The sequence below is a fragment of the Leptolyngbya sp. Cla-17 genome (genome assembly GCF_016807185.1).
Taxonomy (GTDB): domain Bacteria; phylum Cyanobacteriota; class Cyanobacteriia; order Leptolyngbyales; family Leptolyngbyaceae; genus ULC077BIN1.
In genome coordinates this window covers 1-23,901 of sequence record NZ_JAEVYN010000009.1, presented here as the reverse complement: position 1 = coordinate 23,901, position 23,901 = coordinate 1, and the positions used below count along the sequence as shown (strand labels likewise).

The 23,901-nt window shown below is 49.6% G+C and carries 42 protein-coding genes, 30 tRNA genes and 3 pseudogenes; 53 read left to right on the top strand and 22 right to left on the bottom strand.

Going from position 1 to position 23,901, the window contains the following annotated elements; translation table 11 throughout:
• Window positions 1-304: 304 nt before the first annotated feature.
• From JOY44_RS30910 to JOY44_RS32065, 5 genes are all read left to right on the top strand, one after another.
• Window positions 305-505 (top strand): hypothetical protein, encoded by a 201-nt coding sequence (locus JOY44_RS30910; protein ID WP_171577143.1) that lies wholly within the window; start codon window positions 305-307, stop codon window positions 503-505.
• A gap of 64 nt (window positions 506-569) precedes the next feature.
• Entirely contained in the window at window positions 570-731 is a 162-nt protein-coding gene (locus tag JOY44_RS30905; RefSeq protein WP_171577142.1) for a hypothetical protein, read from the top strand.
• Between the two features lie 216 nt (window positions 732-947).
• Window positions 948-1,091: a hypothetical protein gene (locus JOY44_RS30900; RefSeq protein ID WP_171577141.1), complete on the top strand. Its 144-nt coding sequence runs from the start codon at window positions 948-950 to the stop codon at window positions 1,089-1,091.
• 174 nt (window positions 1,092-1,265) lie between these two features.
• The gene (locus JOY44_RS32605) at window positions 1,266-1,388 is read left to right on the top strand and encodes a hypothetical protein (RefSeq protein ID WP_281063358.1); all 123 of its coding nucleotides are present in this window, start codon (window positions 1,266-1,268) and stop codon (window positions 1,386-1,388) included.
• Between the two features lie 113 nt (window positions 1,389-1,501).
• Window positions 1,502-1,642, top strand: a complete 141-nt coding sequence (locus JOY44_RS32065) for a hypothetical protein (RefSeq protein WP_242541981.1) — start codon at window positions 1,502-1,504, stop codon at window positions 1,640-1,642.
• Between the two features lie 214 nt (window positions 1,643-1,856).
• Here JOY44_RS32065 and JOY44_RS32600 read toward each other — a convergent pair whose 3' ends face one another.
• Complete coding sequence (locus JOY44_RS32600; protein ID WP_281063357.1) at window positions 1,857-2,096, bottom strand: hypothetical protein; 240 nt, start codon at window positions 2,094-2,096, stop codon at window positions 1,857-1,859.
• A 16-nt stretch (window positions 2,097-2,112) separates the two neighbouring features.
• Window positions 2,113-2,639 (bottom strand): annotated as a pseudogene (locus tag JOY44_RS30890) (Rpn family recombination-promoting nuclease/putative transposase).
• A gap of 376 nt (window positions 2,640-3,015) precedes the next feature.
• Between JOY44_RS30890 and JOY44_RS30885 the strand changes: the two are divergent.
• Window positions 3,016-3,303, top strand: coding sequence for a hypothetical protein (locus JOY44_RS30885; protein ID WP_203032246.1), 288 nt, complete (start codon window positions 3,016-3,018; stop codon window positions 3,301-3,303).
• Window positions 3,304-3,995: 692 nt separating this feature from the next.
• Here JOY44_RS30885 and JOY44_RS30880 read toward each other — a convergent pair.
• Together JOY44_RS30880 and JOY44_RS32060 are read right to left on the bottom strand one after the other, a co-directional pair.
• Window positions 3,996-4,178 (bottom strand): hypothetical protein, encoded by a 183-nt coding sequence (locus JOY44_RS30880; protein ID WP_171577140.1) that lies wholly within the window; start codon window positions 4,176-4,178, stop codon window positions 3,996-3,998.
• Window positions 4,171-4,365, bottom strand: a complete 195-nt coding sequence (locus JOY44_RS32060; RefSeq protein ID WP_242541980.1) for a hypothetical protein — start codon at window positions 4,363-4,365, stop codon at window positions 4,171-4,173. The genes JOY44_RS30880 and JOY44_RS32060 overlap by 8 nt, the downstream gene beginning before the upstream one ends.
• A gap of 496 nt (window positions 4,366-4,861) precedes the next feature.
• Here JOY44_RS32060 and JOY44_RS30870 point away from each other — a divergent pair, with 496 nt between their 5' ends.
• The 6 genes from JOY44_RS30870 (at window position 4,862) to JOY44_RS30845 (ending at window position 6,688) form a co-directional block, all read left to right on the top strand.
• The gene (locus JOY44_RS30870) at window positions 4,862-5,095 is read left to right on the top strand and encodes a protelomerase family protein (protein WP_203032245.1); all 234 of its coding nucleotides are present in this window, start codon (window positions 4,862-4,864) and stop codon (window positions 5,093-5,095) included.
• Window positions 5,096-5,181: 86 nt separating this feature from the next.
• Complete coding sequence (locus JOY44_RS30865; protein WP_171577138.1) at window positions 5,182-5,427, top strand: protelomerase family protein; 246 nt, start codon at window positions 5,182-5,184, stop codon at window positions 5,425-5,427.
• Window positions 5,396-5,671, top strand: a complete 276-nt coding sequence (locus JOY44_RS33205) for a protelomerase family protein (protein WP_171577137.1) — start codon at window positions 5,396-5,398, stop codon at window positions 5,669-5,671. The genes JOY44_RS30865 and JOY44_RS33205 overlap by 32 nt, the downstream gene beginning before the upstream one ends.
• 270 nt (window positions 5,672-5,941) lie before the next feature.
• Window positions 5,942-6,277: a hypothetical protein gene (locus JOY44_RS30855; protein WP_171577136.1), complete on the top strand. Its 336-nt coding sequence runs from the start codon at window positions 5,942-5,944 to the stop codon at window positions 6,275-6,277.
• On the top strand, window positions 6,274-6,483 hold the full coding sequence (locus tag JOY44_RS30850; RefSeq protein ID WP_171577135.1) for a hypothetical protein: 210 nt from the start codon (window positions 6,274-6,276) through the stop codon (window positions 6,481-6,483). Before JOY44_RS30855 ends, JOY44_RS30850 begins: the two co-directional genes overlap by 4 nt.
• Window positions 6,467-6,688, top strand: coding sequence for a hypothetical protein (locus JOY44_RS30845; RefSeq protein ID WP_203032244.1), 222 nt, complete (start codon window positions 6,467-6,469; stop codon window positions 6,686-6,688). The genes JOY44_RS30850 and JOY44_RS30845 overlap by 17 nt, the downstream gene beginning before the upstream one ends.
• Here the strand turns inward: JOY44_RS30845 and JOY44_RS30840 are convergent.
• Window positions 6,675-6,854, bottom strand: a complete 180-nt coding sequence (locus JOY44_RS30840) for a hypothetical protein (RefSeq protein WP_203032243.1) — start codon at window positions 6,852-6,854, stop codon at window positions 6,675-6,677. The two genes, JOY44_RS30845 and JOY44_RS30840, sit on opposite strands and share 14 nt — an antisense overlap.
• Before the next feature lie 85 nt (window positions 6,855-6,939).
• Entirely contained in the window at window positions 6,940-7,395 is a 456-nt protein-coding gene (locus tag JOY44_RS30835; protein WP_171577133.1) for an exonuclease domain-containing protein, read from the bottom strand.
• A gap of 173 nt (window positions 7,396-7,568) precedes the next feature.
• Between JOY44_RS30835 and JOY44_RS30830 the strand changes: the two genes are divergently transcribed.
• The 3 genes from JOY44_RS30830 (at window position 7,569) to JOY44_RS30820 (ending at window position 8,860) form a co-directional block, all read left to right on the top strand.
• Window positions 7,569-8,042 (top strand): hypothetical protein, encoded by a 474-nt coding sequence (locus JOY44_RS30830; protein WP_171577132.1) that lies wholly within the window; start codon window positions 7,569-7,571, stop codon window positions 8,040-8,042.
• Window positions 8,043-8,564: 522 nt separating this feature from the next.
• Window positions 8,565-8,720, top strand: a complete 156-nt coding sequence (locus JOY44_RS30825) for a hypothetical protein (protein WP_171576270.1) — start codon at window positions 8,565-8,567, stop codon at window positions 8,718-8,720.
• Complete coding sequence (locus JOY44_RS30820; protein WP_203032242.1) at window positions 8,708-8,860, top strand: hypothetical protein; 153 nt, start codon at window positions 8,708-8,710, stop codon at window positions 8,858-8,860. Before JOY44_RS30825 ends, JOY44_RS30820 begins: the two co-directional genes overlap by 13 nt.
• 189 nt (window positions 8,861-9,049) lie before the next feature.
• Here JOY44_RS30820 and JOY44_RS32055 read toward each other — a convergent pair whose 3' ends face one another.
• From JOY44_RS32055 to JOY44_RS30795, 7 genes are all read right to left on the bottom strand, one after another.
• Complete coding sequence (locus tag JOY44_RS32055; protein ID WP_242541978.1) at window positions 9,050-9,355, bottom strand: CAP domain-containing protein; 306 nt, start codon at window positions 9,353-9,355, stop codon at window positions 9,050-9,052.
• Complete coding sequence (locus JOY44_RS32050; protein WP_242541977.1) at window positions 9,337-9,510, bottom strand: hypothetical protein; 174 nt, start codon at window positions 9,508-9,510, stop codon at window positions 9,337-9,339. Before JOY44_RS32050 ends, JOY44_RS32055 begins: the two co-directional genes overlap by 19 nt.
• Before the next feature lie 140 nt (window positions 9,511-9,650).
• Window positions 9,651-9,812, bottom strand: a complete 162-nt coding sequence (locus JOY44_RS30810) for a hypothetical protein (protein WP_203032241.1) — start codon at window positions 9,810-9,812, stop codon at window positions 9,651-9,653.
• Entirely contained in the window at window positions 9,802-9,927 is a 126-nt protein-coding gene (locus JOY44_RS32595; protein WP_281063356.1) for a hypothetical protein, read from the bottom strand. The genes JOY44_RS30810 and JOY44_RS32595 overlap by 11 nt, the downstream gene beginning before the upstream one ends.
• Entirely contained in the window at window positions 9,924-10,154 is a 231-nt protein-coding gene (locus tag JOY44_RS30805; RefSeq protein ID WP_171577131.1) for a helix-turn-helix transcriptional regulator, read from the bottom strand. The genes JOY44_RS32595 and JOY44_RS30805 overlap by 4 nt, the downstream gene beginning before the upstream one ends.
• A 31-nt stretch (window positions 10,155-10,185) precedes the next feature.
• Window positions 10,186-10,395, bottom strand: coding sequence for a hypothetical protein (locus tag JOY44_RS30800; RefSeq protein ID WP_171577130.1), 210 nt, complete (start codon window positions 10,393-10,395; stop codon window positions 10,186-10,188).
• Window positions 10,396-10,523: 128 nt separating this feature from the next.
• Window positions 10,524-10,895, bottom strand: a complete 372-nt coding sequence (locus JOY44_RS30795; RefSeq protein WP_242541976.1) for a CAP domain-containing protein — start codon at window positions 10,893-10,895, stop codon at window positions 10,524-10,526.
• Window positions 10,896-10,912: 17 nt separating this feature from the next.
• Between JOY44_RS30795 and JOY44_RS30790 the strand changes: the two genes are divergently transcribed.
• A complete protein-coding gene (locus JOY44_RS30790) occupies window positions 10,913-11,407 on the top strand; it encodes a tyrosine-type recombinase/integrase (RefSeq protein ID WP_242541857.1) in 495 nt (164 codons plus the stop codon).
• Between the two features lie 59 nt (window positions 11,408-11,466).
• On the opposite strand, the gene JOY44_RS30785 is transcribed toward JOY44_RS30790, so the two are convergent.
• Complete coding sequence (locus tag JOY44_RS30785) at window positions 11,467-12,681, bottom strand: IS256 family transposase (protein ID WP_171577128.1); 1,215 nt, start codon at window positions 12,679-12,681, stop codon at window positions 11,467-11,469.
• 127 nt (window positions 12,682-12,808) lie between these two features.
• On the opposite strand from JOY44_RS30785, the gene JOY44_RS32045 reads away from it, so the two are divergent.
• The 4 genes from JOY44_RS32045 to JOY44_RS30775 all read left to right on the top strand — a co-directional run bounded on the left by JOY44_RS32045 (window position 12,809) and on the right by JOY44_RS30775 (window position 14,115).
• Entirely contained in the window at window positions 12,809-13,276 is a 468-nt protein-coding gene (locus JOY44_RS32045; protein WP_242541975.1) for an alpha/beta fold hydrolase, read from the top strand.
• Window positions 13,277-13,285: 9 nt separating this feature from the next.
• On the top strand, window positions 13,286-13,579 hold the full coding sequence (locus JOY44_RS32040; RefSeq protein ID WP_242542006.1) for a hypothetical protein: 294 nt from the start codon (window positions 13,286-13,288) through the stop codon (window positions 13,577-13,579).
• Window positions 13,464-13,733, top strand: coding sequence for an alpha/beta fold hydrolase (locus tag JOY44_RS32035; RefSeq protein WP_242542004.1), 270 nt, complete (start codon window positions 13,464-13,466; stop codon window positions 13,731-13,733). Before JOY44_RS32040 ends, JOY44_RS32035 begins: the two co-directional genes overlap by 116 nt.
• A 148-nt stretch (window positions 13,734-13,881) precedes the next feature.
• Window positions 13,882-14,115: a tautomerase family protein gene (locus JOY44_RS30775; protein WP_171576278.1), complete on the top strand. Its 234-nt coding sequence runs from the start codon at window positions 13,882-13,884 to the stop codon at window positions 14,113-14,115.
• A gap of 315 nt (window positions 14,116-14,430) precedes the next feature.
• On the opposite strand, the pseudogene JOY44_RS30770 reads toward JOY44_RS30775, so the two are convergent.
• Both JOY44_RS30770 and JOY44_RS30765 read right to left on the bottom strand, forming a co-directional pair.
• Window positions 14,431-15,909, bottom strand: a pseudogene (locus JOY44_RS30770) (protein adenylyltransferase SelO family protein).
• Between the two features lie 404 nt (window positions 15,910-16,313).
• Entirely contained in the window at window positions 16,314-16,712 is a 399-nt protein-coding gene (locus JOY44_RS30765) for a hypothetical protein (protein ID WP_171576279.1), read from the bottom strand.
• A 98-nt stretch (window positions 16,713-16,810) separates the two neighbouring features.
• Between JOY44_RS30765 and JOY44_RS30760 the strand changes: the two genes are divergently transcribed.
• The 33 genes and pseudogenes from JOY44_RS30760 (at window position 16,811) to JOY44_RS30600 (ending at window position 21,319) form a co-directional block, all read left to right on the top strand.
• On the top strand, window positions 16,811-17,029 hold the full coding sequence (locus tag JOY44_RS30760; RefSeq protein ID WP_171576280.1) for a hypothetical protein: 219 nt from the start codon (window positions 16,811-16,813) through the stop codon (window positions 17,027-17,029).
• Between the two features lie 75 nt (window positions 17,030-17,104).
• Window positions 17,105-17,634 (top strand): annotated as a pseudogene (locus JOY44_RS30755) (HNH endonuclease).
• A 28-nt stretch (window positions 17,635-17,662) separates the two neighbouring features.
• Window positions 17,663-17,974, top strand: a complete 312-nt coding sequence (locus JOY44_RS30750; RefSeq protein WP_171577127.1) for an alr0857 family protein — start codon at window positions 17,663-17,665, stop codon at window positions 17,972-17,974.
• A 265-nt stretch (window positions 17,975-18,239) separates the two neighbouring features.
• Window positions 18,240-18,315, top strand: a tRNA-Asp gene (locus tag JOY44_RS30745).
• 6 nt (window positions 18,316-18,321) lie between these two features.
• Window positions 18,322-18,398 (top strand) — tRNA-Glu (locus JOY44_RS30740).
• A gap of 2 nt (window positions 18,399-18,400) precedes the next feature.
• Window positions 18,401-18,493, top strand: a tRNA-Arg gene (locus JOY44_RS30735).
• Window positions 18,494-18,583: 90 nt separating this feature from the next.
• Window positions 18,584-18,658, top strand: a tRNA-Cys gene (locus tag JOY44_RS30730).
• 6 nt (window positions 18,659-18,664) lie between these two features.
• Window positions 18,665-18,759: transfer RNA gene (locus tag JOY44_RS30725), tRNA-Ile, on the top strand.
• Window positions 18,760-18,761: 2 nt separating this feature from the next.
• Window positions 18,762-18,832 (top strand) — tRNA-Trp (locus JOY44_RS30720).
• A 164-nt stretch (window positions 18,833-18,996) separates the two neighbouring features.
• Window positions 18,997-19,071, top strand: a tRNA-Glu gene (locus tag JOY44_RS30715).
• Between the two features lie 10 nt (window positions 19,072-19,081).
• A tRNA-Tyr gene (locus JOY44_RS30710) sits at window positions 19,082-19,166 on the top strand.
• A gap of 93 nt (window positions 19,167-19,259) precedes the next feature.
• Window positions 19,260-19,337 (top strand) — tRNA-Arg (locus JOY44_RS30705).
• Between the two features lie 5 nt (window positions 19,338-19,342).
• Window positions 19,343-19,425, top strand: a tRNA-OTHER gene (locus JOY44_RS30700).
• An 82-nt stretch (window positions 19,426-19,507) separates the two neighbouring features.
• Window positions 19,508-19,582: transfer RNA gene (locus JOY44_RS30695), tRNA-Asn, on the top strand.
• Window positions 19,583-19,587: 5 nt separating this feature from the next.
• Window positions 19,588-19,663, top strand: a tRNA-Gln gene (locus JOY44_RS30690).
• A gap of 6 nt (window positions 19,664-19,669) precedes the next feature.
• A tRNA-Gln gene (locus tag JOY44_RS30685) sits at window positions 19,670-19,742 on the top strand.
• Between the two features lie 52 nt (window positions 19,743-19,794).
• Window positions 19,795-19,871, top strand: a tRNA-Leu gene (locus tag JOY44_RS30680).
• Window positions 19,872-19,876: 5 nt separating this feature from the next.
• Window positions 19,877-19,953: transfer RNA gene (locus JOY44_RS30675), tRNA-Gln, on the top strand.
• A gap of 3 nt (window positions 19,954-19,956) precedes the next feature.
• Window positions 19,957-20,029: transfer RNA gene (locus JOY44_RS30670), tRNA-Leu, on the top strand.
• Window positions 20,030-20,034: 5 nt separating this feature from the next.
• Window positions 20,035-20,110, top strand: a tRNA-Leu gene (locus tag JOY44_RS30665).
• 1 nt (window position 20,111) lies between these two features.
• Window positions 20,112-20,188: transfer RNA gene (locus tag JOY44_RS30660), tRNA-Ile, on the top strand.
• A 5-nt stretch (window positions 20,189-20,193) separates the two neighbouring features.
• Window positions 20,194-20,267, top strand: a tRNA-Pro gene (locus JOY44_RS30655).
• Between the two features lie 3 nt (window positions 20,268-20,270).
• Window positions 20,271-20,346, top strand: a tRNA-Lys gene (locus JOY44_RS30650).
• A gap of 86 nt (window positions 20,347-20,432) precedes the next feature.
• Window positions 20,433-20,505, top strand: a tRNA-Leu gene (locus JOY44_RS30645).
• Between the two features lie 84 nt (window positions 20,506-20,589).
• A tRNA-Thr gene (locus tag JOY44_RS30640) sits at window positions 20,590-20,664 on the top strand.
• Between the two features lie 3 nt (window positions 20,665-20,667).
• Window positions 20,668-20,744 (top strand) — tRNA-Thr (locus JOY44_RS30635).
• A gap of 5 nt (window positions 20,745-20,749) precedes the next feature.
• Window positions 20,750-20,827: transfer RNA gene (locus JOY44_RS30630), tRNA-Thr, on the top strand.
• 4 nt (window positions 20,828-20,831) lie between these two features.
• Window positions 20,832-20,903: transfer RNA gene (locus tag JOY44_RS30625), tRNA-OTHER, on the top strand.
• Window positions 20,904-20,926: 23 nt separating this feature from the next.
• Window positions 20,927-20,997 (top strand) — tRNA-OTHER (locus JOY44_RS30620).
• Window positions 20,998-21,002: 5 nt separating this feature from the next.
• Window positions 21,003-21,076: transfer RNA gene (locus tag JOY44_RS30615), tRNA-Val, on the top strand.
• Between the two features lie 5 nt (window positions 21,077-21,081).
• A tRNA-Arg gene (locus JOY44_RS30610) sits at window positions 21,082-21,158 on the top strand.
• 5 nt (window positions 21,159-21,163) lie between these two features.
• Window positions 21,164-21,241: transfer RNA gene (locus tag JOY44_RS30605), tRNA-Ala, on the top strand.
• A 2-nt stretch (window positions 21,242-21,243) separates the two neighbouring features.
• A tRNA-His gene (locus JOY44_RS30600) sits at window positions 21,244-21,319 on the top strand.
• A 127-nt stretch (window positions 21,320-21,446) separates the two neighbouring features.
• Here JOY44_RS30600 and JOY44_RS32030 read toward each other — a convergent pair.
• The 6 genes from JOY44_RS32030 to JOY44_RS30585 form a co-directional block, all read right to left on the bottom strand.
• Window positions 21,447-21,623, bottom strand: a complete 177-nt coding sequence (locus JOY44_RS32030) for a protein NO VEIN domain-containing protein (protein ID WP_242541974.1) — start codon at window positions 21,621-21,623, stop codon at window positions 21,447-21,449.
• Window positions 21,624-21,647: 24 nt separating this feature from the next.
• A complete protein-coding gene (locus tag JOY44_RS32025) occupies window positions 21,648-21,896 on the bottom strand; it encodes a hypothetical protein (protein ID WP_242541973.1) in 249 nt (82 codons plus the stop codon).
• 355 nt (window positions 21,897-22,251) lie between these two features.
• The gene (locus JOY44_RS32590; protein WP_281063355.1) at window positions 22,252-22,377 is read right to left on the bottom strand and encodes a hypothetical protein; all 126 of its coding nucleotides are present in this window, start codon (window positions 22,375-22,377) and stop codon (window positions 22,252-22,254) included.
• A gap of 81 nt (window positions 22,378-22,458) precedes the next feature.
• Entirely contained in the window at window positions 22,459-22,590 is a 132-nt protein-coding gene (locus tag JOY44_RS32585) for a hypothetical protein (protein ID WP_281063354.1), read from the bottom strand.
• 403 nt (window positions 22,591-22,993) lie between these two features.
• Window positions 22,994-23,263, bottom strand: coding sequence for a hypothetical protein (locus JOY44_RS32020; RefSeq protein WP_242541972.1), 270 nt, complete (start codon window positions 23,261-23,263; stop codon window positions 22,994-22,996).
• A 283-nt stretch (window positions 23,264-23,546) separates the two neighbouring features.
• On the bottom strand, window positions 23,547-23,753 hold the full coding sequence (locus JOY44_RS30585) for a hypothetical protein (protein ID WP_171577126.1): 207 nt from the start codon (window positions 23,751-23,753) through the stop codon (window positions 23,547-23,549).
• Window positions 23,754-23,901: the final 148 nt, after the last annotated feature.

Below are 23,901 nucleotides of genomic sequence, written 5' to 3'. Positions count from 1 at the left end.
ATATTTAATCGCGAGGCGACGGCGATCGCAATGAACTGCTCGATGTCATTGAGCTTTGGACACGGAATAGCCAATAATTCGCGATTTCGCTCCCTACGGACTAACTGGTTAAAAACGAGCGCTCAAAGTTGATCCTGCACTTTACTGAACAATGAGCGAAACACTTAAATCAGATGCCCAGATGGTTCTTAAGCGCTTTCTTTCTATCCTGTTTGAGGAATGCTATCCGCTTAGCCGCGATTTTTGAACCCGTTCCCTCTAATCCAGGCTTCTATGCGTTTCGTTATCGTGATGAGATTTGTATATGGGAATTGGTAACAATCTTAGACGACGGTTCCGTAATGGACATAAGGCTCTGAGTTGGGCATTTGTTGACAGGCTCAATCCAGATGATGTTAGAATTTCGACTTTTGCAATGGGTCGGCGTTCCCCTCAGCAAGTTGAGTACATTGAAACATTGATGATTCAAATGGCTCGACCCCGTTACAACACTCGCATGAACTAGGAGACAGCAAAATGCAGATTACGACCGAACATCTCTCTCCTGAAGCAGCCCAAGCTTTATTCAGATGCTTCCAGATAAAATTCGGTTGGGACTGTTGACCTATGCCGCTCAGATTGAACAACCGATTGAGTCAATTGTTGAAATGGCGATCGCGGGTTTCCTTGACGAAGACTCAATCAGCTTCTCCGGTTGCAATCCTCTCGCCGTAGTAAAGAACTTGAAATAATTGTTCATTGACTCCTCAGAGTGCTATAACTCAAACCCCTACGACCTGCCTCAATTCCTCTGTCAAACTGAAGTGGAGGACTTCTTGCAGAATGCCTATGAATACATCCATAGCCTACGCTCGCTGGATTGCTGCCCTACAATCCCAAGTTCTCATCGCAGAAGAGGTCTTAAGAGAGCATTTGACTTTTGCATCCCACGTCTCTCTTCTGAGAAGTTGGCACATCTAGATCGTCTTAAAGCATGGCTTGACTTGTTTCGTCCCCTTGACCGCAGCATCGTGGCTGAACTTAAGCAACGCTATGATGTCCGGTTTACTTACAACTCCAACGCGATTCGAGGGCAACACGCTCTCGCTTAGAGAGACTGCTCTAGTGCTGGAGCAAGGCATCACAATTGGGGCAAGTCCTTAAAAGAGCATTTAGAAGTGATTGGACATGGGCAGGCAATCAATTACATTGAATCGTTTCTGTTGCTGATGCTGTCATTACTGAGTGGGAGTTGAGGCAAGTCCACAGCCTCATTCTGCGAACGATTGACCCGGGAAACGGCAGGACGATTTCGGTTACTGGATGTCCGGGCGGCAGGGACTGAGTCTGTCTATCTTCCCCACTATCAGGTAGACAAGTTGATGGCAGACTTTGGTGGAATGGCTTAATTCTCAAATGCCAAAGCACTACATCCAATCGTCCTATGCGGCTGAAGCTCATCTCAGGCTAGTGACGGTTCACCCGTTTTCAAGATGGTAATGGACGCACAGCACGCCTCTTGATGAATCTATTACTGATTCGAGCAGGCTTCCTGATTGGGGTAATTGCCAATGAGCAACGGATAGATTACATCAATGCTATTGTGGCGGCTCAGACAGGGGAAGGGGGAGAAGCTCTGACGCATTTTAGTCGCGAATGCTAGCCAAGACTCTCTCATTGAAACGTTAAGTGTGGTATCGACGGCAGCTTCTAGCAACGGCAAGGGGGAAGGCTTTTTTTGAACATCTAAGTCAGTTCCTTTCCTGAATTAGGGAAGGTCGGTGATGGAACGATGAAAAATAACACTACAGAACCAGTGCGATTTAATGAAGGAGTATGGATGGAGCGGTGAAGACGTGCAATCGCGTTAAACTATCCTAGTGGATTGTGAGGAACGCTCTTCTGCAACTGCTCGATTGTTCGACCGATAGTCCAGTAACACGAGCGATCGCCTCTACCGTCATTCCTTCTTTCAGAAGGTTTATCACTACCTGCTGAAGCGCTTCTTCCTTAGCTTCTTGATATACCCGTGTCTGCTGCAAACTGATTCCCAACATCGTTTCAATCTCCTGCCGACTCAGATTTGTAAACTTGTAAACCATAATGGTGGTCAGCATCTCCATTATGGCGCGACTAGCTGCTGGCCTCGTCTATTTCCTGCCGCGATCGCGCGAGTAACGCTCTTGCTTCTGCGGGTGCTTGAGCTTCTTCAAGGGTTGTCAATACCATGAGGGCGACTCCTAACGGCAATTGTCCAATGTCTCCCAACTCATCTAAAAACACGCAATGAACCCGATCTCCCGCAGTAAATCTTGATAGGGAAGCGTATTGCTCTGCTCCATTGAACGAGCGGGATAAATTACTACAGCTTGCCAATCAATGAAGCGATCTCGGTTGCGATAGAAATATAAAAACGACTCACCAAAAAGGCGTTCATACAGCCGCTCATCCCGTTGGAATTGAACCTCACAAAAGTACACAATTCCAGGCACTTCAGTGTCAGGGGGTAAGAACACTCCATCGATTTCAAACCGGGGTTCTTTGACGGCTACGGAATCAAATCGATAGGCCTCAGCGTTAAGGGGTGGCTCTTCGAGTAACTCAAATAGAAGCGTCGGAGATTGCTGAAATAAGGCATAGAAAATTGAATCCCGTCGCATGGGTAAATTGTTCCGAGCCGTTGAAGCAATTGTACTATTAAAGCTTGGAAAAAGAGGGAATCAGAAAGGCAATCGCGGGGTCTTCGATGAGGACTCGGTTAGCTTCTCTGGCTACAATCCTTCGCTGTAGCAAATAACTTGAAATAGGAATGATCTCCTTGGACTTTGGGCACCTTATATCGAAATAATCTACGTCACACGTTTTCTCTTGCTGCGATCGCGAATTATTTCAATTCCTTGCCTATTCACTACCCACCTGATGGTGCTATGACCCAAGAACCCTACTACTACCTGCCTTCAATTCCTCTCTCAAGCTGAAGCCGATGCTCTCTACGAACACAGCCAAGCTCTGAGTTGGCAGCAAAATGATATTCGGATGTTTGGCAAGTTTATCCCTGTCCCTCGTTTGGAAGCTATCTATGGCGATGAGGGATGCAGCTATTTCTATTCGTCGTCGGTACTTCTAGAACCGCTGCCCTGGACGGACCCATTAGCCAAGTTACGAGACCGTATAGAACTGAATCTGGCTTCAACTTTGCGATCACCACTGGCAATCGCTATCGCGTCGGTGAACACTCAATCGGTTGGCACTCGGATAACGAAAAGAGCCTGGGCACCAGTCCCGCGATCGCTTCGATTTCATTGGCGCTATCCGCAAGTTTAGCCTTAAACCCCGTAAGGGGCATGAGGGGGAATTACAGCATTTCTTTCTCGAACATGGTTCGCTACTGCTCATGCTTCCCGGTTGCCAATCCACTCACATTCATCAATTGCCCAAGACTAAGCAATCAGTAGCAGAACGCATTAACTGGACATTCAGACCTCATCTTAATCAACACACGGCGGTTTAGACGATTAAGTTGAGCAATCACTCTGCTGATTAAAGACTTCTATATAGGCAAGAAATCCTGGCAAGGAAAGCCACTGCAACCCGGTGAGGTTTAGGCTAAAACCAGAAAGTTAGACCCAAACAAAATTGTCTGAAGTGCAATCTACACACTGTCGTCTTTCCATTCACACGAAGGGCAATCCCAATGAACACGCGCTGAATCGGGAGGAAATGGATAGCGACACTCAGGGCACAGACCTGTAAAAGCGGATGCCACAGCAACAGTTCTAGCTTTTGCGCTCGGTTTCCATCGTTGCGCCGGTGAAATGACAAGCTCATTCCCATAAAAACTGGCTTCTTCTGGCTCCCACCATTCCCCATTTAATAAGTTCGGATCTAGTTCAAAATCTACACACTGTCACTACTTTCTTGCACTCCATAGGGATGAACGGCACAGAAAAGATGAGGGTTATGGGTATTGTGAAAACAGCGACTCGCATTCGGGTAACTTGTGAAATGGGCTTTGCTTACTCATCGCTTAATACCTGTAAAGCTCCGTTTTCACCTCTTGAATTGACTAGAATAAAGGTTCCAGTGTTGCTCTTTATTTCCTGCCTCTTTGTAACTTCATCCATGTTTTCTGCTTGAAGCAGGTCAAGAAGGGTAGTATAGTCAACCCCGATTGTAGATACAAAATCATTTTTAGCCATTTTGCTGTACTTCTAACTGGTAAATTTTCAAAGAGGGATGCTCTGCCATTATTCTCCAATAAAAGCCTTCCGGGGGTGTTGAAACGCGATCTCCACAGCGATAGCCAAAAATAGGCTCATCTTTCTGGTGTAACTGTCGTAGATGTTGATGCAAGTCAACAGCATCTCTAGGAGACAACCAGAACAAGTGAGATTGCCCTGATAGCCTGCATTGAGAAGGCTAAGGAATAACCATTCCATTACCGGTTGAATATCGTCTAAAGCAACACCACTCTCAGCTTGCCCATAACTGCTAATTGTGGGTTGCTTCAGTTCGCTTTTGGAAAGCAGCGAAGCAAGCCTTGCTGGATTCTATGCAAAACGCCTTTCATAGTAGATGCAAAAAACTACCCCCTTAAAATGCCCAATTCGTTCCATAAATTTATTGCAAGAACTAGTTCTTGCTCCCCCTCCTCACACCGATTGCAACAGCGATAAGGATAATGATATAGTATGAATATCTGATATAGATAGGGATTTAATGAACATGGACGTGAAACGATGAGTTTTATCCCTACTGCCTATACCATGACACCACCCGCGAACAATTAATCGCTCGATTCCGCGATCGCATCGCTACAAACGATCGCACTAAACTCTCCAAAGACGAACGTGGAGAATTGATCCTCCACTTTATCGATAGGTTGGGCAACTGTAAGACTGAAAACGCAGCGAAAGCTCTCTGTGCCGCTGAAATTGCCCTCCTCGAAGAAGGCTACCCGGTTGCCTCGATCGCGAATCAATATTTACCAGACTATCGCAAGGCAATCGCTCGGGCTATAGATGAGGGTCGATTGCCTAGGCTGGAGTTGCCACCTAGTCTGTATGGCAAGGTTTACCCTCACTGGGGGCTTTATCACCTGACTTATCCAAAATGAGGTACAGCAGGCAATTAAGCAAAAAACGACGATTAAGAACAATCTAAAGCAGGACGATTTACAGCCGATTCGCGCAGACAGGTTTCTTGAATAAGGCGAAGGATTTGTTGACAAGGGAAACTCCCTATGAATGGGCAGTAGGGCTTTTGGCGGTGACGGGGAGACGATTCAGTGAGATTGTGGCTAAAGGCGAATTTAAACCGACCCATCATCCTTACGCGATCTCGTTTCGTGGGCAACTGAAAAAAGGAATTCAAGACATTGAAAAGGCTCAAACCTTCCTGATCGCTACTTTGATTGATGCAGATAAGGTTTCTAAAGGCGATCTATAAGTTTAGAGCCCATCCTAGAATTCAGGAGTTGGCGGAGTTGTCTCCTGATGACATTAACTCCAGGCTCAATACCAGTGTCAGGCATTATATCAAGAGCAGCTTCGAGGACTCAGAGGTACTGCCGGTGCTACCTGGCGAAAAGGCGGTGACGGCTCACAATCTTAGGGGGGCGTATGCTGAAATTGCCACGCATTTCTTCTGTCCTCCTAATCAAGGCACTCACGGTTCCTGCAACAGCATCTAGGGCATGTGATTGGTGAGTCTGAATTAGCAAAAGGAAGAATGCGGGGGCTACGGAACACTACTTTCATTATTTCTTGATCGGGCCCAGCAGCAGCCACTCGGTGAAAAGGGGATTCTATTAGAACGCGTTGGAGCGTTACCGACTACGGTCGAATTGGAGCTTGAACCCGTTGAACTGGCAGATATTGAGCCAGTTGAAGTAATGGAGAATGAAACAATGGCGATCGCTCTTTCCGGATGCTGAAATCCATCCCCGTAAACCTCGCGCGAGGTGCCTACTGATTTAATGCATCAACTCAAAGAATTAGCGGCAATTAAACTCAATGCTCAAGGCTCTAATGCGGATGTAATGGAGGCGGTTGTTAGGTTTCTGCGAGACGATTCGACTCCGACGATAGCAACTTCGGTTGAATCCTTTGGCAGCACCTTTCAATGGTTTACAGCTGAAGTAGAACGGTTGAGGGCTGAAAATCAGGCGCTCTTGGCAAAACTTGACCAGGCCCAGGGGCAACTTCAAAGTATGGCATCGGTGGCGATTCGACCGTTGGAGGAGTTGGAAGAGTTGGAGGCGTTGAAACTGAAAATGAACGGCTGCAGGCGGAGTTGATTCAGTTTCAGCAGTTAAAACAACTGTTTACGGGTTCGGCTCCGGTTACTCCGATACCTACACCTGTGGTGCCAGTGCCATCACGAGTTCAACCAACTATTGCAGGTCATACGCCGCAAAGAAGAATTCGCGATCAGGCGTCGGCTTTGGAAAAGATTGATGAGGCGATTTCTCTGATTATTGCCTGGAATGATGATTCCAGTTAGAGCGTTTAACGACAAGTGGTTTATTGGGGTTCCAGCGCTTTTGGCCCTCCTTAGAGGCAATGACTATTCCGCTTCTCAAGGTCGCGTACAACAAGCTCTAGCCAACCGTAGACCAGAAATTGAAAGCCATCATCAAAGGCATGGGCTGGGGCAACGTCACAACGTCAGGCACAACAATCCAATTAATCAAATTATCTCAATGTGAGGATGAGGGAGAGGGGGGGGGCTTGATTGCAATTAAAGGCAATGCAGCGATTCGCGCTTTCAAACTGTCGGCGTAAAGCGTGTCGGCTGGTGGCACCTTTCGCCAGTGCCCCCTCGATACAGGTCAATTGCAGTTGCCGTCGCTCCAGGGTGACCTCAATGGGCATTATGAATGGCAGGCAAACAGGACTATTCTCACCCTACGGGCTGGTCTTGAGATCAGGCAAGCAATCCCTGTTACGGTGACAAGGGTCAGGTTCCACTGGCATCAGGGGGGCGATCTCTAAGCCCATGTAGGCGCTGACGTTTGATTGGTTCAACACCGATTCTGGCAAGCTGCTTGGGACTGGTGAGCTGCAGAGCAACGCGAGCACAGGCTTCTGCATCAGACAACGCTTGATGGTGCTCTAGCTCGATGCCCAGGTATTCACAAACATTGGGCAGTTTGGTCGGACGTAAATTCCAGGTTTTGCAAGCCAGTTGCACCGTACACAAAAAAGGCTGTGGCGGTCGAGCAATGCCGTAAAGGTCACAGCACGCATAGAGCACGCCCCGGTCAAAAGAGGCGTTATGGGCGGCTAGAAAAGCAGCATCCTGCATGAAGGGCTGGATAAAAATCCACAGGTCACCGAAGGCGGGTTGATCTGCAACATCCTGCCACCGAATGCCGTGGATGTGCGTAAACCGGAAGGTCGCACGCGGTAACACTGGGTCTCAAAGCTACAGAAACGCCTAAGTGGACAAATTTTTCCGAATTCTGAGGTGCCCCTTCGGTCGAGCAGCGAAGAAAGTTATCGACTGTTTCCGTAGCAACACGCAACACAAGCGTAGTCTTTCTAGAAGTAATGAACTTTGAAAAGACAAAGCTACAGGACTGAACCATGCAATACCGTTATCTTCTGGCGCTCAGCGCACTATCATTTGCCTTTCCGGCTGCCGCCTCAGCTGCTGTTTACACTACGACAACTGGACAAACTCGCTTCGTGCTTGATTCAAGTCGCTCGAAACCGAGCGTGGAATACGTGAGCCGCATTCAAGGCAAAGATTGGATTGGCTCAGCGAATGTGTCTGGTGTTCCGGTGCCTGAGAGTGGTGTCTCACGCTATCGAGGCACGTTTCGAGATTCTCGTACGGGTCCCGGAGCTGAACAGGTTTGTACAGGCACGATCGACATGACTGACAATCGCCCTGGGCAAAGATTCTCAGTCACTTGGAACGTTACAGGCGGCAAGGCTTGTCCTGTCATCGGTCAGGACTGTCACGCTCAATTTAGTGGCTGCCTTGCCCCGTCCCGATGGGCGTGGAGACTTTACACCTGTAAGCGTCGATCAGTGGAATGGTGGCACTCAATCTAGCACTTGGCGCGGGTGGAGAGTCGTGTCGGCTGATGGCTTTTCTCAACTGTCGCGCCACACCCAATGGGTCCATTCGCCGCACCTACAACGCGGGCGATCCGATCACTGCATTTCGTGATCGCTCCGGGCTGGCCATGACCACCTTCTAACGGTGCTCCCTGGCTGCGCACCGCCGATAACTGCTTGGTTCGCGCTAACGCTCGCTTTGTGCAGCCAACGAACCTCGTTCTAATCGCTTCGCTGCCATGCTTTTAAGGTGTACAGTGACTTTTTAATTTGTCGTAGAGACGCATTAGTGTCGTTGAAGCAGTAAAGCTAGACCTGATGAACCTTCCGTCTGGAGCCAACTTGGTAAGCCTGATGACCAGATGATTGATTGTTCAGCAACCGATCATCTGCAAACCTACAATAGCGGGAGTTTGCAGCGACACGAATTTGTCTTGATGTCATCTAATTTGGCTCCGTACAAATCCAGTAAATCTAAAAATCTAGCGAACTGCATGGAGAAATAAAGTTGTGCTTATGAACAAACTGCTTGCCACAATCACTGCAACCACGATCGCAACACTCCTTGTGCCCACGATCGCCATAGCTCAGACCCTCCCCAAAACCCTTAAACAAGGTATGCCCTACGCTCAGGCACGAAAGACCTTGCTCAACAGCGGATGGCAAGTGTAGTACATTCCCCCAATCGAGATCGCTTCGGCGCAATGAACTACCTCATCGACAAACTTGGCTACAACGAAGTCGAAACCTGCTCTGGTACAGGTATGGGCTTTTGTCGCTTCAGCTTCACCAACGCCAACGGGCAAAGCTAGCAGTTGTCACCGTCAATAATCAACCCGGTCAAAAGCCTAAACTTCAACGCTGGTGGATCGACACCGAGAATCGCTAGTCCCTGACGCAAGTGTTATTACTGTTCTGCTCCAGCAAAGTTTTGCACCGCATAAGCTCGTCCCCTCATCGGGTCAACCACAATCCCATAACCAAACGTTTGTAGTCCGGCTTTAACAAGTTTTGGCGATGTCCTGTGCTATACATCCAGCTTTCTGAAATGCTTCAATCAGCCCATAGCTCAAGCTAATTCCTGTTCCGCCTGTCTGCTGCATGATGTTTTCTCCCACCCCACCGCGTCCGCCTACTTGGGTGAAGCGATCCGTTGGGGTTCTCCCCTCTGGAGTGACATGAGCGTAATAATTGCGGCTCATCATATCTTGGCTGTGCTGCTGAGACGATTGAGAGAGCAGCGGATCTTCCACTAGCGGCAACAAGCCATTGAGTTGACGATCTCGGTTCACCAGCGCCAACGCCAACTGCCGAACTTCTGGGAGCGATCGACCGCCGTGAGCGTTGAGCAGCGATACTTTTGGTTTACCAATCTTCCAACCCGCCCCACCCGACCGTTATCAAAGTAAAAAGCATCTTTCGCAGAAAGCAGGCTAACTCCAGCAATCAACAATCCAGGCAAGAGAACTTGTTTTGCTCTGACTGCAAACGATGTCGAAGACCTTCTTTGCCTGGATTGGTATCTCATACTTGAACCTATTGATTGAGTTAAGAGTTCCCTATCTCAACCCTGCAAGCTCCAGTTTCCTTCAGCCTCATTCTTCAGACTTCACCCTTCATCTCTTCATCCGTACCCTCCGTTACCTCATCCATTTCAACTTGCTCCAGCAACTCCAGCGGCACCCGATCACCTTGAGCTAAGCCTTCCCCCTCGCCCTTCCCCTTGGGCTGAGCGTTAGTCGAAGCCTTCCCCTTACGCTCCACTATCGGCGGCGCATCCTTTGCCCGTAGCCATCCGATCCGCCATCACTCGCAACATCTGGGCAAAATCCCGCGATGGCATTACTTCTACCCGATCAAGAATGTCCTTACTCGTCAACCCACCTGTGCACCCATACAGGTAAGCAACAAAATCCTCCACCACCATCCCCTAATTCGAGCAATCTTCTCCAGATTCTCCAAACTGGAGACATTTTTGCCATTCTCCCACTGCTGCACCGTCGATTGAGACACCTCCAACGTGGTGCCAGCTTTTCCGGCTTCAGTTTGTCGGTGGGGTCTGAGATGCAGTGGAACGAAAAACCCCGTTACGTGGACACTTGGCATAGCCAAATTGATTTCGGTCAGCGGCAGGTGTTCAGGGTGTGTGTTGGGACATGGCTTGTCGGAGTGATCGCGGCAGTCCCAATTCTTGCCACAGATCAGGACGCTCTTGCAGTTCAGCCTCCGCCTGAAGTGTTTCCTGGGTCAGACACTCCGCCAATTGAGCAAGTTGTCGCCAAGTCTGAGCTGGCAAGATCAGGGCAAAAGGAGCCAGGGTGTTGACATCGCCCACTTGCGTATCCATTTTTGAAGCCCTGCAACATCATGGCGCGGCGAATGTGAGCCGCAATGTCTGCGTCCAGCGGTGCGGAACATTGCCATTGCGGCACGTTGCAGTCTAAATCAAGGGGCAGATGAGCCATGTGGCAGTTTTTAAAAAACAGGCTGTCCCTCAAAATTACCGGGAGGACTGTAGCGGCAAACCAAAATGTCATTGCCGCCTGTGGTGGTTTTAGCACAACCGACTTGAGTCGTCGCACCCCAAATCATCTGAGTGTAGTGTCCAACATCATTCCAATCGCCAGTTTTGCTGACGTTCGGAAAAATACCCTGACGAAACTGCTTTTTCTCCGCTCCCCAAGAGTTCACCATGTCATTGCTGCTGAAAGCTCCAGCGGTGCCCAGCCAGAGATTCTCGCCTTCATCATGCATTAGTGTGTTGCCACCCATTGCTGCCAGATGGTTTGTCCAGGTTTGAGCATCACGAGCCAGAGCCTCAGACCAGGTTAAGAGAGATACACCCACATCTTCCGATAACCGCAGTGATCAGTCATGGGCTGCGGGCTTCGGAAGCGTCTGCTCTGAATGTGGAGCATTGGAACGGCAAGATTTTGAAGGTGCATCGCTCGAAGGGGCAGAATGTGTCGGAGGTGCCGCTGAGTCGAGAGGCACGATCTCATCTGGAGACTTACCTGGAGTGGCGGCGGCAGCAGGGTGGAATGTTTGAACCGTTGCCAGAGAGTCCGATGTTTTTGGCGCAGGACCCAAAGAGTGCAGGACAGAGGTTAGGGTACAAAGGGTTGCACCGGATGGTGAAGAAATTGGGGGCGATCGCTGGAGTGGAAGATCTCAACCCGCATCGGTTCCGGCATACCTTTGGAACGGAAGTGATCCGACGAGGCGTTGATCCCTTGTTTGGTAAGGAATTGATGGGGATCAAGAGAGATCGAGTGTTTCAGCGGTACACCAAGGGTGTCTTCAAGCAAGCAGCAGCCGAGGCGTACTTGAAGGCAATCGGGGAGGATGAAAACTTGTAGATTGCATAAGATAGCAGTCCGGTTGGGTATGTCAAATAGATTGTGTCAAGGATAGAAGGTCACAGTGGAAAGCGATCGTCGTAGGCGATGGCAAACCGATTTAAGGCAGGCTTCCAATCTTTAATCGGCATCGTCCATTTTTTGGAGATGTTCTGAATTGCTAAGTAAACCACTTTAAGTGCAGACTCATCGGTCGGAAACGCTCTGTGATTCTTCAACACCTTTCGCAGGGTCATATTGACCGACTCAATGGCATTGGTCGTGTAGATGGCTTTCCGAATTTCATTCGGGAAGGCAAAGAAGGGAGTAATCCTTTGCCAGTGGTTCATCCAGGACTTACTGATAGTGGGATACTGCTTGTCCCATTGCTCAGCCAACTCCACCAAGTATTGCTCCGCCAAAGCTTCGGTGCTGGCCGTATAAACCAGACGCAAATCGGCTGCTACAGCTTTACGGTCTTTGTAGGACACATAGCTCAAGGAATTACGCACCATATGGACGATGCACAACTGCACCGTTGTTCTGGGAAATACCGCTTCAATGGCATCTGGAAAGCCAGTGAGTCCATCACAGCAAGCAACGAAAATATCCTTGAGTCCTCGATTCTGTAATTCCGTCAGCACCTGGAGCCAGAACTTAGATGACTCGTTTTGGGTCATCCACATGCCCAGCAGTTCCTTTGTGCCTGACAGATTCACTGCCAGAGCTAAATGAACCGCTTTGTTGATCACCCGTCCATCCTGCCTGACTTTGACCACAATGGCATCAAGTAGACAATTGGGTAAACCCGCTCCAGCCCACGATTCTGCCAGGACTTTGCGCTCCTCTTCCACGGCTTCAGTCACGTTGGAAATCAAACCAGCCGATACTTCTACCCCATACAGGTCTTGCAGTTGAGCTGTAATGTCACGAGTACTCATCCCCCGCGCATACAGCGACAGAATCTTGTCATCAAACCCGTCAAAGCGAGTCTGCCTTTTCTGGACGATGATGGGTTCGAACTCCCCTGCTCGGTCACGTGGAATCGCAATCTCGGCTTCGCCAAACTCACCTTTAATCGTCTTCTTGCTATGCCCATTGCGACGATTGTTTGGCTTTAAAGCTTCAGGCTGAGTCCGATGTGCTTCGATGTGGGTTTGCATTTCTGCCTCCAGGCAGCGTTCCACTAAGGCTTGAGTCAATTGTTTGAGGATGCCACCATCCCCCAGTAAATCTTCTGGTTTTTCATAGCCTTGAAGCAGTTGGTCAAGTAGTTCGGGTTGAAAGGTCATCATGATTTTGTCTCAAGTTCAGTAGTTCATTAGATCTCAACTTCTGACCTTTGACACAATCTAATTTACAATCCCGTCCGGTTCCAAATTGGAACTTGGCATACCAACTTACTCAATCTAGTTGAGACTAATGTTTGCCCATTTTCTGCCATCCTCTGTTGCCGAGATTCAAGATACAGGGGCGATTACCCTTCTGCAAACCATTCAGCGTCGTATCGTCGAGGTGCCATTTCAGCAGGGGCTAACGGCGCTCTCGACGGCTTATGTTCATTTCGCTCCCCAGTCATCTTCTTGTTTCCCGGATACTCCTCCAATTCTGCTGTTGCATGGGTTCGACAGTTCCCTGTTAGAATTTCGGCGGTTGCTCCCGTTGTTGGCAGGGAGCGGAGACGTGTGGGCGATCGACCTCTTCGGGTCAGGGTTCACCGAGCACCCTACCTCGATCTCAGTTAATCCAGGGTCAATCCGGCAACATCTTCTGAGCATTGTAGAAACTTGGATTGGTGAACCGATTATTCTTGTGGGTGCTTCTTTAGGAGGGGCAGTGGCGATCGATTTCGCTTTGCACCATCCTAACTGGGTGCGATCCTTGCTTTGATTGATAGCGTTGGCTTTTTCTGGCAGCTTTCCAATCGGACAATTTCTGCCACAGGGACTCATTGACCTGGGTGCGGACTGGCTCTATTTCCGTAAGCGGGCTGCCCTGGCGGCGGCTTCAGTTTTACCGATGGTCAATCCGATGCTGATTGATGCTTTGCGTTGCTCATTCCTCCATCAGGAGATGCCTGGGTGGAAGGAGGCGATTCGCCTCTTTTACCAGAAGTGGCGGGTATTCGGATTTAAGCGATCGAATTGCTCAAGTCACCCATCCCACGCTGATTCTGTGGGGCAAAGCGGATGATGTGTTAGGAACCGCTGATGCGACTCGGTGGCAGCGAGCGATCTCAGGCAGTCAACTCATTTGGATTGAGGCAGCGGGACATGTGCCCCACTTCGATCAACCCCAAGTCGTTGCAAATCACCTGCTATCCTTCATGCAACATATTAATCGCTGAAACGATACCTACCAATAAACGTTAACTAAATCCAGGCAGTGGATCGAATTCTTACCCAGTAATTGTCGGCTCGTCCCTGGTCATGAGAATGACCTCCGCGCCCAATGGCTTTAAACTTTGTTCAGCAAAGCACTGAAGGAGAAAAACAATGCCTCATATCAGCATCAAGCTTTATCCCGGCAGGTCGGAACAGCAGAAGGTTCGGTTTGTCGAGCAAATTGTGAAAGATGCTATGTCAATTCTCGAAAGCAGCGAAGACTCGATTTCGGTCGCGATCGAAGAAATCAACCCAGAGGATTGGGTAGAGACAGTCTATAAACCAGAAATCTTGAACAACCCAGAGAAGCTCTACAAAAAGCCAGGCTATAACCCAGTGGAATAGCAATAGACGGCTTCGACTTCTAATTCAAATTATGCATTGCTATTAGGGGTTGAGCCGCGATACGTGAAATTTTTTATCATATCGGACTCAAACTCATTGCAAACCTGGCTTTCAGCAGTTGCTCAAGAACAAAGCTGTTCATCTTGAATAGTTGCTTGTCACGCAGCTATTCAAGATGAACAGCTATAGTGCGACACGCCACCCGTGTTAAAAAACGCCTTAGGTCTTAGACGATAGTATTTATCTTCTACGTCTTGTGATTGCTCATCATATGGATAGCTAAGGACTTCTTGCAACTCTTTAACTAAAGTATAGTCACCCTGCATGGCTTGTTGGTAGGCAGGGGCAATCAACCACTCTCGCCATGTGTATTTTGGGTTCGTCTGTTTTCATCTTTGTTGATATCTCAGCCAAATTGCCGTCGTTAATGACGAGGTCGCGCCAGCTTTTTAGCCAAGATTGCCATTGTTCATCGAGTTGTGGTGAAGTTTTAACGTAGAAGCTTTTTTTCAATGCTGAGATATCATCTGGTATATGGGATAACTCGCGGAAGAAAATGGTGTAATCTACCTCTGAGTCAGTCATTAACTGCATTAATTTTTCAAATAGCTTTGGGTGATATTCAGTCAAGCCAAGTTTGTCCGCCCACATTTTTTGGATTTGTTTTTGCATGGCTTCTGAAAAGCCGCGGCCTACTTGGTCGAACTGTTCTAACGCTTCAGCATCTTCTGTAAGTAGCAGTCTCACTGCTTTCCAAAACATGTAATAATTTGCTTCTGCTGCAATGGGCTGATTGAAGAATGAAAAGTGCTCGCCGCCACCAGTCCAAGGTTGAAAACCAAGGGTCAAATTTTTCACAAAATCCAAAGGGTCCATAGTCTAGGTAAAGCCTCCAGCAGCGCAGTTGTCACTGTTAAAATTACCCTGGCAATAACCAACACGTAGCCAATTAGCCACCAGTGAAGTGAGACGCTGGCGAAATAGCTTAGCCAATTCAACTAATTGACCGGCAAAACCAAGGCTTTGATTAATGTCGCTTTTGTACTCTCGCTCAATTAAGTGCGACACTATCATGCTCAACTCTTCTAATGCTTTTGGATGAGCATTGCTGCGAGTGCGGCGGGCAAATAACTCTAGCTGACCAACGCGCAAAAAGGAGGGTGCAACGCGAGTTGAAATGGCCACAGGATTGTCCACCAAAACATCAGGGTCAATAGAGTAGGAGTCTTGAGAATACCAAGGCCGGGTAACGGTCTCAGATTTAGAAACATACAGTGTCAAAGAGCGCGATGTTGGCACACCTAACGCCTGCATATAGTCTTGCGCTAGAAACTCACGCACACTTGACCGGAGGACAGCGCGCCCGTCGGCACCCCGGCAATAAGGCGTTGGGCCACCCCCTTTCAATTGCATTTCCCAGCGCTGTCCATTGATGATTCCTTCAAATACAGATATCGCCCGACCATCGCCATAACCATTACCCGTACCAAATGGACATTGTTGGGTATATTCGGTGCCATAAATCGACAGGGCATAACCCGTCGCCCAGCCCACCTGACGCATCGGCTCATGGGCAGCAGAGAGATCACCAGAAAATACACGGCGAAATTTTTCATTAAGCGCCAGCCCATCGCTCAACCCAAGTTCCTTAAAAAAAGTGCGGCTATGAGCTACATATTCTGGGTCTGCAAGCGGCGTGGGTGACACAGGTACGAAATGACCAGAAAAAACCTGGCGGGCCCGGTGATCATCACCATCGACCGTGGCATCAGGATCGGCATTTAAGGTATCCATCAGAGAATAATCTGCCAATTGTACAAACTCATCGAAGGTTGTTACACAAGGCTCAGCAGAGGGTTTAGATGGATATGGCATTGTTGCTAGCGCCGATATTGTTGGGAAGGATTCATGTTTAATTGAGGACTTTGCAGAGGCTAGCATATTAAATGTGAAGCTTTCCAGACTAACCGACTTATTAGTGGGGGTGATTGAAGCAGACCACCTTGAATTCCTTGGGTACCACCGGAGGAATCTGCTCATCTGAGCTTCAGCGCTACAAATAACCGAATAGCTGCCTGCCCAGCAAACAGTCAATGCTTTCATTTCGGTCGCCGCAAACCTATCCAGCAAAGCTTTGATGCCTATATGATAAATTTTTACACGTATCGTCGGATCGATGCCTATTACTGGAAGCACTATTAAGCGATCGCCATACTGAGAGCAATAATCTCCCCGTTTGTTGTTAACCCTAACAGCATCTCTTGCTGTGGTTGAATATGCTGCCCTGTAATGGCACATTGCTCTTCTTGTTGAGAGACTGCCCTAAACGTCGCCCGAATATCCGACATGGATAACAGTGGGGGATGAAAGGGCGATCGCCTATCTTCAACCGAGTACGATTCTCCTTTGGAGAGGCTACGCCAACGCACCTCATCCGACACCATCTGCTGATCCACAAACTGCCAAAGGACTTCCCGAATCAGGGTTTGATAGCCCTGTTCTCCAGAAATCTCCCGCAATCGCTCCTTCAGTTCGGGTTCCAATCGAATACTCGTGACCTGCATTTCCGAAGTGCTGCCCCGCTTGCGTGTATCCATAACCGAACATCCTAAATTTCAATCAAGGGTGGACAATCCGATACTACAAGTGTAGTATGTAGACATCCAGAATTGTCATACAAATATTACAGCCTTCCATGATACGCATCCTTCACGCCACCTTAGCCAGCGCCATGCTCTGCCGACCTCAACACGGTCTAGGCAGAGCAGCGGTGCTGTTTGCGTTTGAGGGGACGTATTGGTTTAGCGGCGGTAAATCCGTCAGCGAAGGCATTGATATCAAAATCGCCGGACGACTCAATCCGGATCAACTCACTAGCAGCGGGAGGTGCAGGGCAATCCTGACACCGACATAGGGAAAGCCATATCCACTTCCCCAACCCCCGCTCCTGGTCATCAGAGGCGGGGTTTATTTTTTGAGGAGAAAACTCATGCAGACTGAGCAGCGACAAAAAATTCCAATACTTCAGAACCAGGTCGTAGTGTTTTCTAAGAACTACCTGCCCCTGGCACAATCAACATTAAACGGGCGATCGTTCTACTGGTTACCGGACAGGCAGAGACCCTGGAGTTCAGCAGCACCCAGCAATGGGAAGTACGCTCTCCCAGTGTCGTACTACAAATCCCAGACCACATCCGGTTGACCAGTGGCAATCCAGAGCGGCATTGGAAAGTACCTCCTGTGAATCGTCGGGAAGTCTTCCGCCGCGACAACCACACCTGTCAGTACTGTGGCAGCACTAAGCATTTGACGCTGGATCACGTTATTCCCCGCTCAAAAGGGGGCCCCCATACCTGGGACAACGTGGTAACCGCCTGCGAGAAGTGCAATTCATGCAAAGGCGATCGCCTTCTGCATGAAACCGGGATGGTACTCCAAACCAAACCCAAAGCACCGATGCATCCTGCGATCGCCTTCGCCGAGCAGTTCTGGAAAGAACAGCAACCTGTTGACCCCTGATCTCAAGCCTAGAAAGGAGGCACGACCAATGTTGAAGCTGAATTACACCGACGTTGGGCTGTACATGGAGCGGACCATGACCAACCCCGAACTGTTGATTGCCCAGCGAGTCCTCCTGGCAATGCGGTTAGGGCGATCGCTCCATATCGAATCCGGTCGCGCCTCCTTTCTGCTGCCTGTTGATATTCCCGAACTGGAAGGGCTAGAGATGGCGCTACAGCGGGAATATGGCTCAGTAGTCACCCTCATTGCTGTAGATGAGGAGTTTGTCGAAGTTGGAATCAGCGGAAGCTGGATTGCCGAGGACAAAGACGCTCACGAAGGATGTTCCTGGCGGTAATGAGCGATCGCGCTGAATTCCTGACTTACAAACTGTGGCGGATGAGTGAAGCCCGCATTTCCTCCCTAGCGTAGTGGGGAAACCCAGTAGGAAAGGGCGATACGACTATTTCTTTCCCGATCGCCCTCTTGCCTAGAAAAAAGTTGTAGTACACCCTTGACAACTTGCAGCGCGTTTGTAGTATAACTGTAGTATCAACACTACAACCTCTCACAAAGGCTTTGTAGTCACCCTTCTGAACCTAGACAACTGAATCGCCACCTTTGGGGGTGTAGCTTAGTCTGGCTCAAAGCAGTCGCCTGTCGAGCGAAAGATCGCGGGTTCAAATCCCGCCATCCCCGCCTTGTAGCATCGTGGACGAATAGAGAAGTCGCCGTGCCTCTCAAGCATGGAGAAGCGGGTGCAACCCCCGTCGATGCTCCCAATGAGGATGTAGCTCAGAGGACAGAGTGCTTGTTTCCGAGACAAGTGGTCACAGGTACCGCTTCGCGGAAGCAAGCTACGACCCTGTCATCCTCGCTCGTGGGAACGGATTGGCATCACTTGCTCCGAAATCAACAAACGGACGGTTGCAGGATTGGGGTTCAATTCCCCACGTTTCCACCAAATCTCCAGGTCGCCAAGTGGGAAGGCGTTGGTCTGCAAAACCAACTAGCGAGAGTTCGATTCTCTCCCTGGAGTCCAAATTATTGCAGCGTAGCTTAATGGCAAAGCCCCAAGCTCATAACTGGTCATCGCGGGTACCGCTTCGCGGAAGCAAGCTACAACTCCCGCCGCTGCAACCAATGCACAGATGGTGTAACGGCAACATCGCGGTCTCCAAAACCGTTGTTCGAGGTTCAAATCCTCGTCTGTGCGTTCTACGGCGTGCCCTCATCCGAGAAGCCTACATACTGGTCACTCGCCTAAACAGCGAAGTAGGTACCCTGCGGGAAGCAAGCTACGACTCCTACAGCCTCCGCCAACTTGGAGGCTGAAAAAACAGCTTCTCAAACTTGCACGTTGTAGAAATCTCAAAGTTTGGTGCCGTAGGCAAATTGGTAAAGCCGTCGATCTTTCAAGTCGATGCTTGCGGGTTCAACTCGTCGGCACTGCCAAATTCAACATGGGTCGGCTCGCCTATCAGCGTGGGCAACTGTCTGTAAAACAGCCGCTTCTTGCGTTGCAGGTGCGACTCCTGCCCGACCTACCAAATCTATGGAGAGTAAATCGATCAGGCGATCGGCGCTGTTTGCTAAACAGATGGATGAACAATGTGTGGTTCGACTCCACTGCTCTCGGCTCTGAGAACGTGGTGTAACTGGATAAACACATCGGTCTACGAAACCGAAGAGTGAAGGTTCAACTCCTTCCGTTCTCGCCAATCATGGAGGGCACCGCTGAATGGTCGGCAACTGGTCTTGAAAACCAGGGTAGTCCTTGGGCTAGGGGTTCGATTCCTCTGCTCTCCGCTTGTGGAAGTTGGTGAAGCTGGTGCTCACGTGCCGCTGAAGACGGCGAGAAGGCGGTTCAATCCCGTCACTTCCCACTCGTTGCCCTATAGCTCAATGGCAGAGCGAGCGGCTGTTAACCGTGAGGTTGCAGGTTCAAGTCCTGCTAGGGCAGCCATTTATTGCAGGATGGACGATTGGCAAGTCGCTCTGACTCTGAATCAGAGAGAGGTTGGTTCAACCCCAACTCCTGCATCCATTTCAATGCCCTGTGGTGTGAACTGGCAACATCCCGCTCTTTGAAAGCGAGATTCCAGGTTCAAACCCTGGCGGGGCAGTTAGGAGGTAAACAGTCGCCTGGGCCATTCCCCTGTATTCCTCCCATCTCTCACTCCTGTAGCCCAACTGGAAGAGGCTATCGCCTTAGAAGCGATGCGTTGCAGGTTCAAATCCTGTCAGGAGTACCAAACATCGGGATGTAATTCAGTGGTCAGAAGCCTTGGTTTTGGGACCAAGGAGTCGTGGGTTCAAATCCTACCATCCCGACCATTTGCCCTTGTGACGGAACTGCCAGACGTGTGGCTTCAGAGACCAGATTTTGTGGGTTCGACTCCCACCAAGGGTACTGATGCTCCTGTGGCGGAAGGGAAGACGCTCTAGACCGAGGATCTAGGTTTTGTGGGTTCGATTCCCACCGGGAGTACCAAGCACCGAAGGCGGAAGTGGTGGACGCGCACGCCCGATAAGCGTTTATTAGCAGGTTCGACTCCTGCTCGGTGTACCAAATATCTGAGTGTGGTGCAGTGGGAGCACGTCGGTTCGGGGAACCGGAGGTCGTAGTTCAATCCCTACCACTGAGACCATTCGGGTCGTTAGCTCAACGGTTAGAGTGGCTGCCTTTTAAGCAGACAGATCAGAGTTCAAATCTCTGGCGACCCACCAATGCTTCGGTTGTTAGCTCAGTTGGTAGAGCAGCCGCCTCTTAAGCGAAGAGTGCATAGGTTCAAACCCTATACAACCCACCAAATACCCCTGTGACGCAATTGGCAGACGTGTCCGGCTTAAACCCGATTGTTGCGAGTTCGACTCTCGCCGGGGGTATAGCGGGGATAGAGCAAGAGCGGCTCGGCAGTCTCATAAGCTGCGATCGGTGAGTGCAAACTCTCACCCCCGCGTCTAACAAACGCAGGTGTGATGTAACGGGCAACATGAGGCTCTCGTACAGCCTTCATGCAGGTTCAACTCCTGTCACCTGCTCCAAATGCAGACGTGGTGTAACGGGCAACACAGGGGCTTGGTACGCTCCCGATATGGGTTCAAAACCCCCATCGTCTGCTCCAAATGTGCTGGTGTAGCTCAGTTGCAGCAGAGCAATCGCCTTGTAAGCGATGGGTTGCAGGTTCAACTCCTGTCACCAGCCCCAGAATGCGATCGTGGTGCAGCGGCAAGCACCTCTGGCTTCACCCAGAAAGACACGAGTTCGAGTCTCGTCGATCGCTCTGAACCAATAATGGTTCTGCCTGCGATCGTGATGTAACGGCTAGCATCTGAGTCTGCCAGTTCAGCGTATGGGTTCGAGTCCCATCGATCGCTCTCATAGTCCTGTAGCTCAATGGTGGAGCGGTTCCTTACAAGAACAGGGTTGCGGGTTCAAATCCTGCCAGGACTACCAATTATGGGCGTGTCGCCTAAGGGATAAGGGCATCGGTCTTCTAAACCGACTCGTATAGGTTCGACTCCTATCACGCCTGCCAAACATGGGTCTGTAGCTTAACTGGGAAAGCGTCTGCCTTGCAAGCAGAAAGATGTCGGTTTCAACTCCGACCAGAATCCACCAATGGTGCTTAAAGTCGAAGCGGTCGAGACACCAGCCTGTGAAGCTGGCTATTAGCGGGTTCGAGTCCGTTAAGCACCCTTAAGATGAGGAAAACTGAACAGATGGAATCAGGAATACGATCGCCTACGCAATCCGAGCAATAAACTGTACTGGACTCAGGTTGCAAATGTGATCCAATGAGCCTGTGAGTGTAAACAGCCGTGGATCATCCCGGAATCGAAACACACGGTATAGATGGTATGATCGCTGTAATTCTGGGAACCATTACCTCATTCTGAGAAACGAAGAAGGGGACTTGCTTACCATAGGCAGTTGTCTTGACTTCGATGAAGCGATCGCGCCCATCCGCTTCAAACGTATCGAACATCAAAACCAGCCCCATCTCCCTCAGTCACAGCAATGTGTTCTACTCGGTATGCAAGGCTTTCTTGCCCCAATCGGATGAGCCGTGCTCGCTCAAAATTAAGCACAAATTCTTCACCAGCCCTGCCAAGGCGGCATTACGAGCTTCTCGTTCCAGATAATTAATGGCAGGACGGACACGACGCAACGGTTCCGATCGCTCTGCGGTTGGCGCAGGGGTGTATGGTTCAGGAGGAGAATCAAGCCGAGATAGCAAATCCTCTACGGTCGGGATGTTGGCAGGTTCCTCCACTGCCTGCTGCAATTGCGCTAAAGCTTGAATCAGAACTGATGTGCGATCAGCGACAACCTCATAAGTAGGGATTGATAATTACCCAACGGCTTGTAGCCAAAGATGTAGGGATAGCCAAACTCCATTAGATGGCACTGATATTTTGTGCTTTCGCTCAATGGCTCCTTCCGATCCCGTTGAGAAGCTGGATAAGGTTCCGTCGATGTGCCGCTTTGTTGTAAGGCTCCCGTCGTAATTCCAGGGAGAGCATGGCGAAGTAATCTGAAACAACAGCCTCGACTTCCGCTTGTGACCACTCACTCGGCACGTCATCTTCCCTTGGAACTGAGAAATTGAATCTTCAATGCCTCAAAGCTCATACCGCCGTTGTTACAGGCTGCGTTTTTCCTGCGCTCAACACCCGTGATGAGATGGAGTGCGATGCGGCTTCTGCCATTGCCTGCCAGTCTTCCTGGGTGAAAATTTCCGTCAAAAGTGACACTGCTTGCTTCCGGTCGCTGGGTTCATATTTCCCGGATCAACACTTTCTGCCAGGATCCTATTAATCCTTGCCAGTTGAGTTTCAGTTGGATTGGTTTAAATGATGACGAATCAACCGCCGAGCGATCGCATAGGTGTCGTCAAACCCCGCACCCAAATCCCAGGATTCCATCCACTGTCGTAAGGCTGTAAAGAGAATTGCCTGGACTTTCATCTGCTGCGCAACTGCTGGTCTTGTTCGCTCGTGAGTGCAGCGATAGTTTGGCTAAACCCTTTCATCGGCAGTCCTGCTTCTACTGCACCCCGTCTTCAACTTGAGTAGACTCGCGCAACCACGCCTCGTTGTTGCACAAATCCATTAAGTCTCCACTTTGGGCATATTGGGCAGCGAGGGTGGGATCATCCATCGAAAACTTTCCTAGAAATTATGGCAAACTTAGCGCCGGAGCACACCGTATTCAAAGTATACCAAGCCCTCCTTGTCTGGATCTGGGTATACTCCGGCATTTGGTTGCGACGATAAAATTCTTCTGACTCGGGTAAAGCGTGAAGCCCGACTCGACCGCTATATCCTAATTCCAGGCTGCGCTGCCGCGCAAACAGCAATAGGGTTCGTCCTACCCCCGTAAGTATGGTGGGTCTTCCAAGCGCCGACGGTTCCAGGGAGCCACAGCCAATGCTTCAACATAAACCAATGGGTAACGCTGGGGAAGTTGAGATCCGTGCCACTGAGTCTCAAGAAACATCAGTCCCTGAGTCAGACTGTCCACTTCAATTGCGTAAGCTTCATACCGGGACTCCTGATTGCCTTGCCGTAGCTTGTAGTCCCAACTCCAATAGCTATCAGGTTGCTCGGTTGCCTCAAAACACCTTTCAAATTGTCTCAAAATCCTCTAAGTGGCGAATCGCTCATGCTACAGAGTAGTCCAGCTACGATGTCTCCTGTTCACTTAGCAGTTGAATCGATCGTTGCATTCCAGAAATTAAAGTGATGGTTCAGAACGTTGCGAGTAATGGTATCTCCAGAGAGTATCTCATGCTGCGCTGTATCTTCTCCAAGGAATCAAATAACTCTGGATGTTGGTCAGCAAAATGACTTTGCCAAGCACCTGCCGATGTTGTCCGTCTATGAAGACATGCCGCCAATGCTCATTGTTATCCTGAAAGCATCTATCCGGGGATTGCAACTGTAGTCAGAAAAGGGGCGATCGCATCAAATAACACGCTCTCATCTCCCGCTTTATCGCACCGATACTCCACACTCTCAATACTACCGTCTGCTTGCTGTACACTCCCTAAAGACCACGCCTGCAACGCATCCATTAGGGTCGCAAAACCCAGTAGACGGGAGATGACCACCTCGTAGCATTTTCTCATCGTCTTAGTTGTGTGTCGTAGCTCATTGCTGTACCCATTCGTTCAACTATTTCAAGTTGATACAGATGATGAATTGCTGCTAGAGCTGCCGTACTTGAGATGCAGAATACGAACAGTGTGAAATGATAGTGAATCAAATACCCATCGA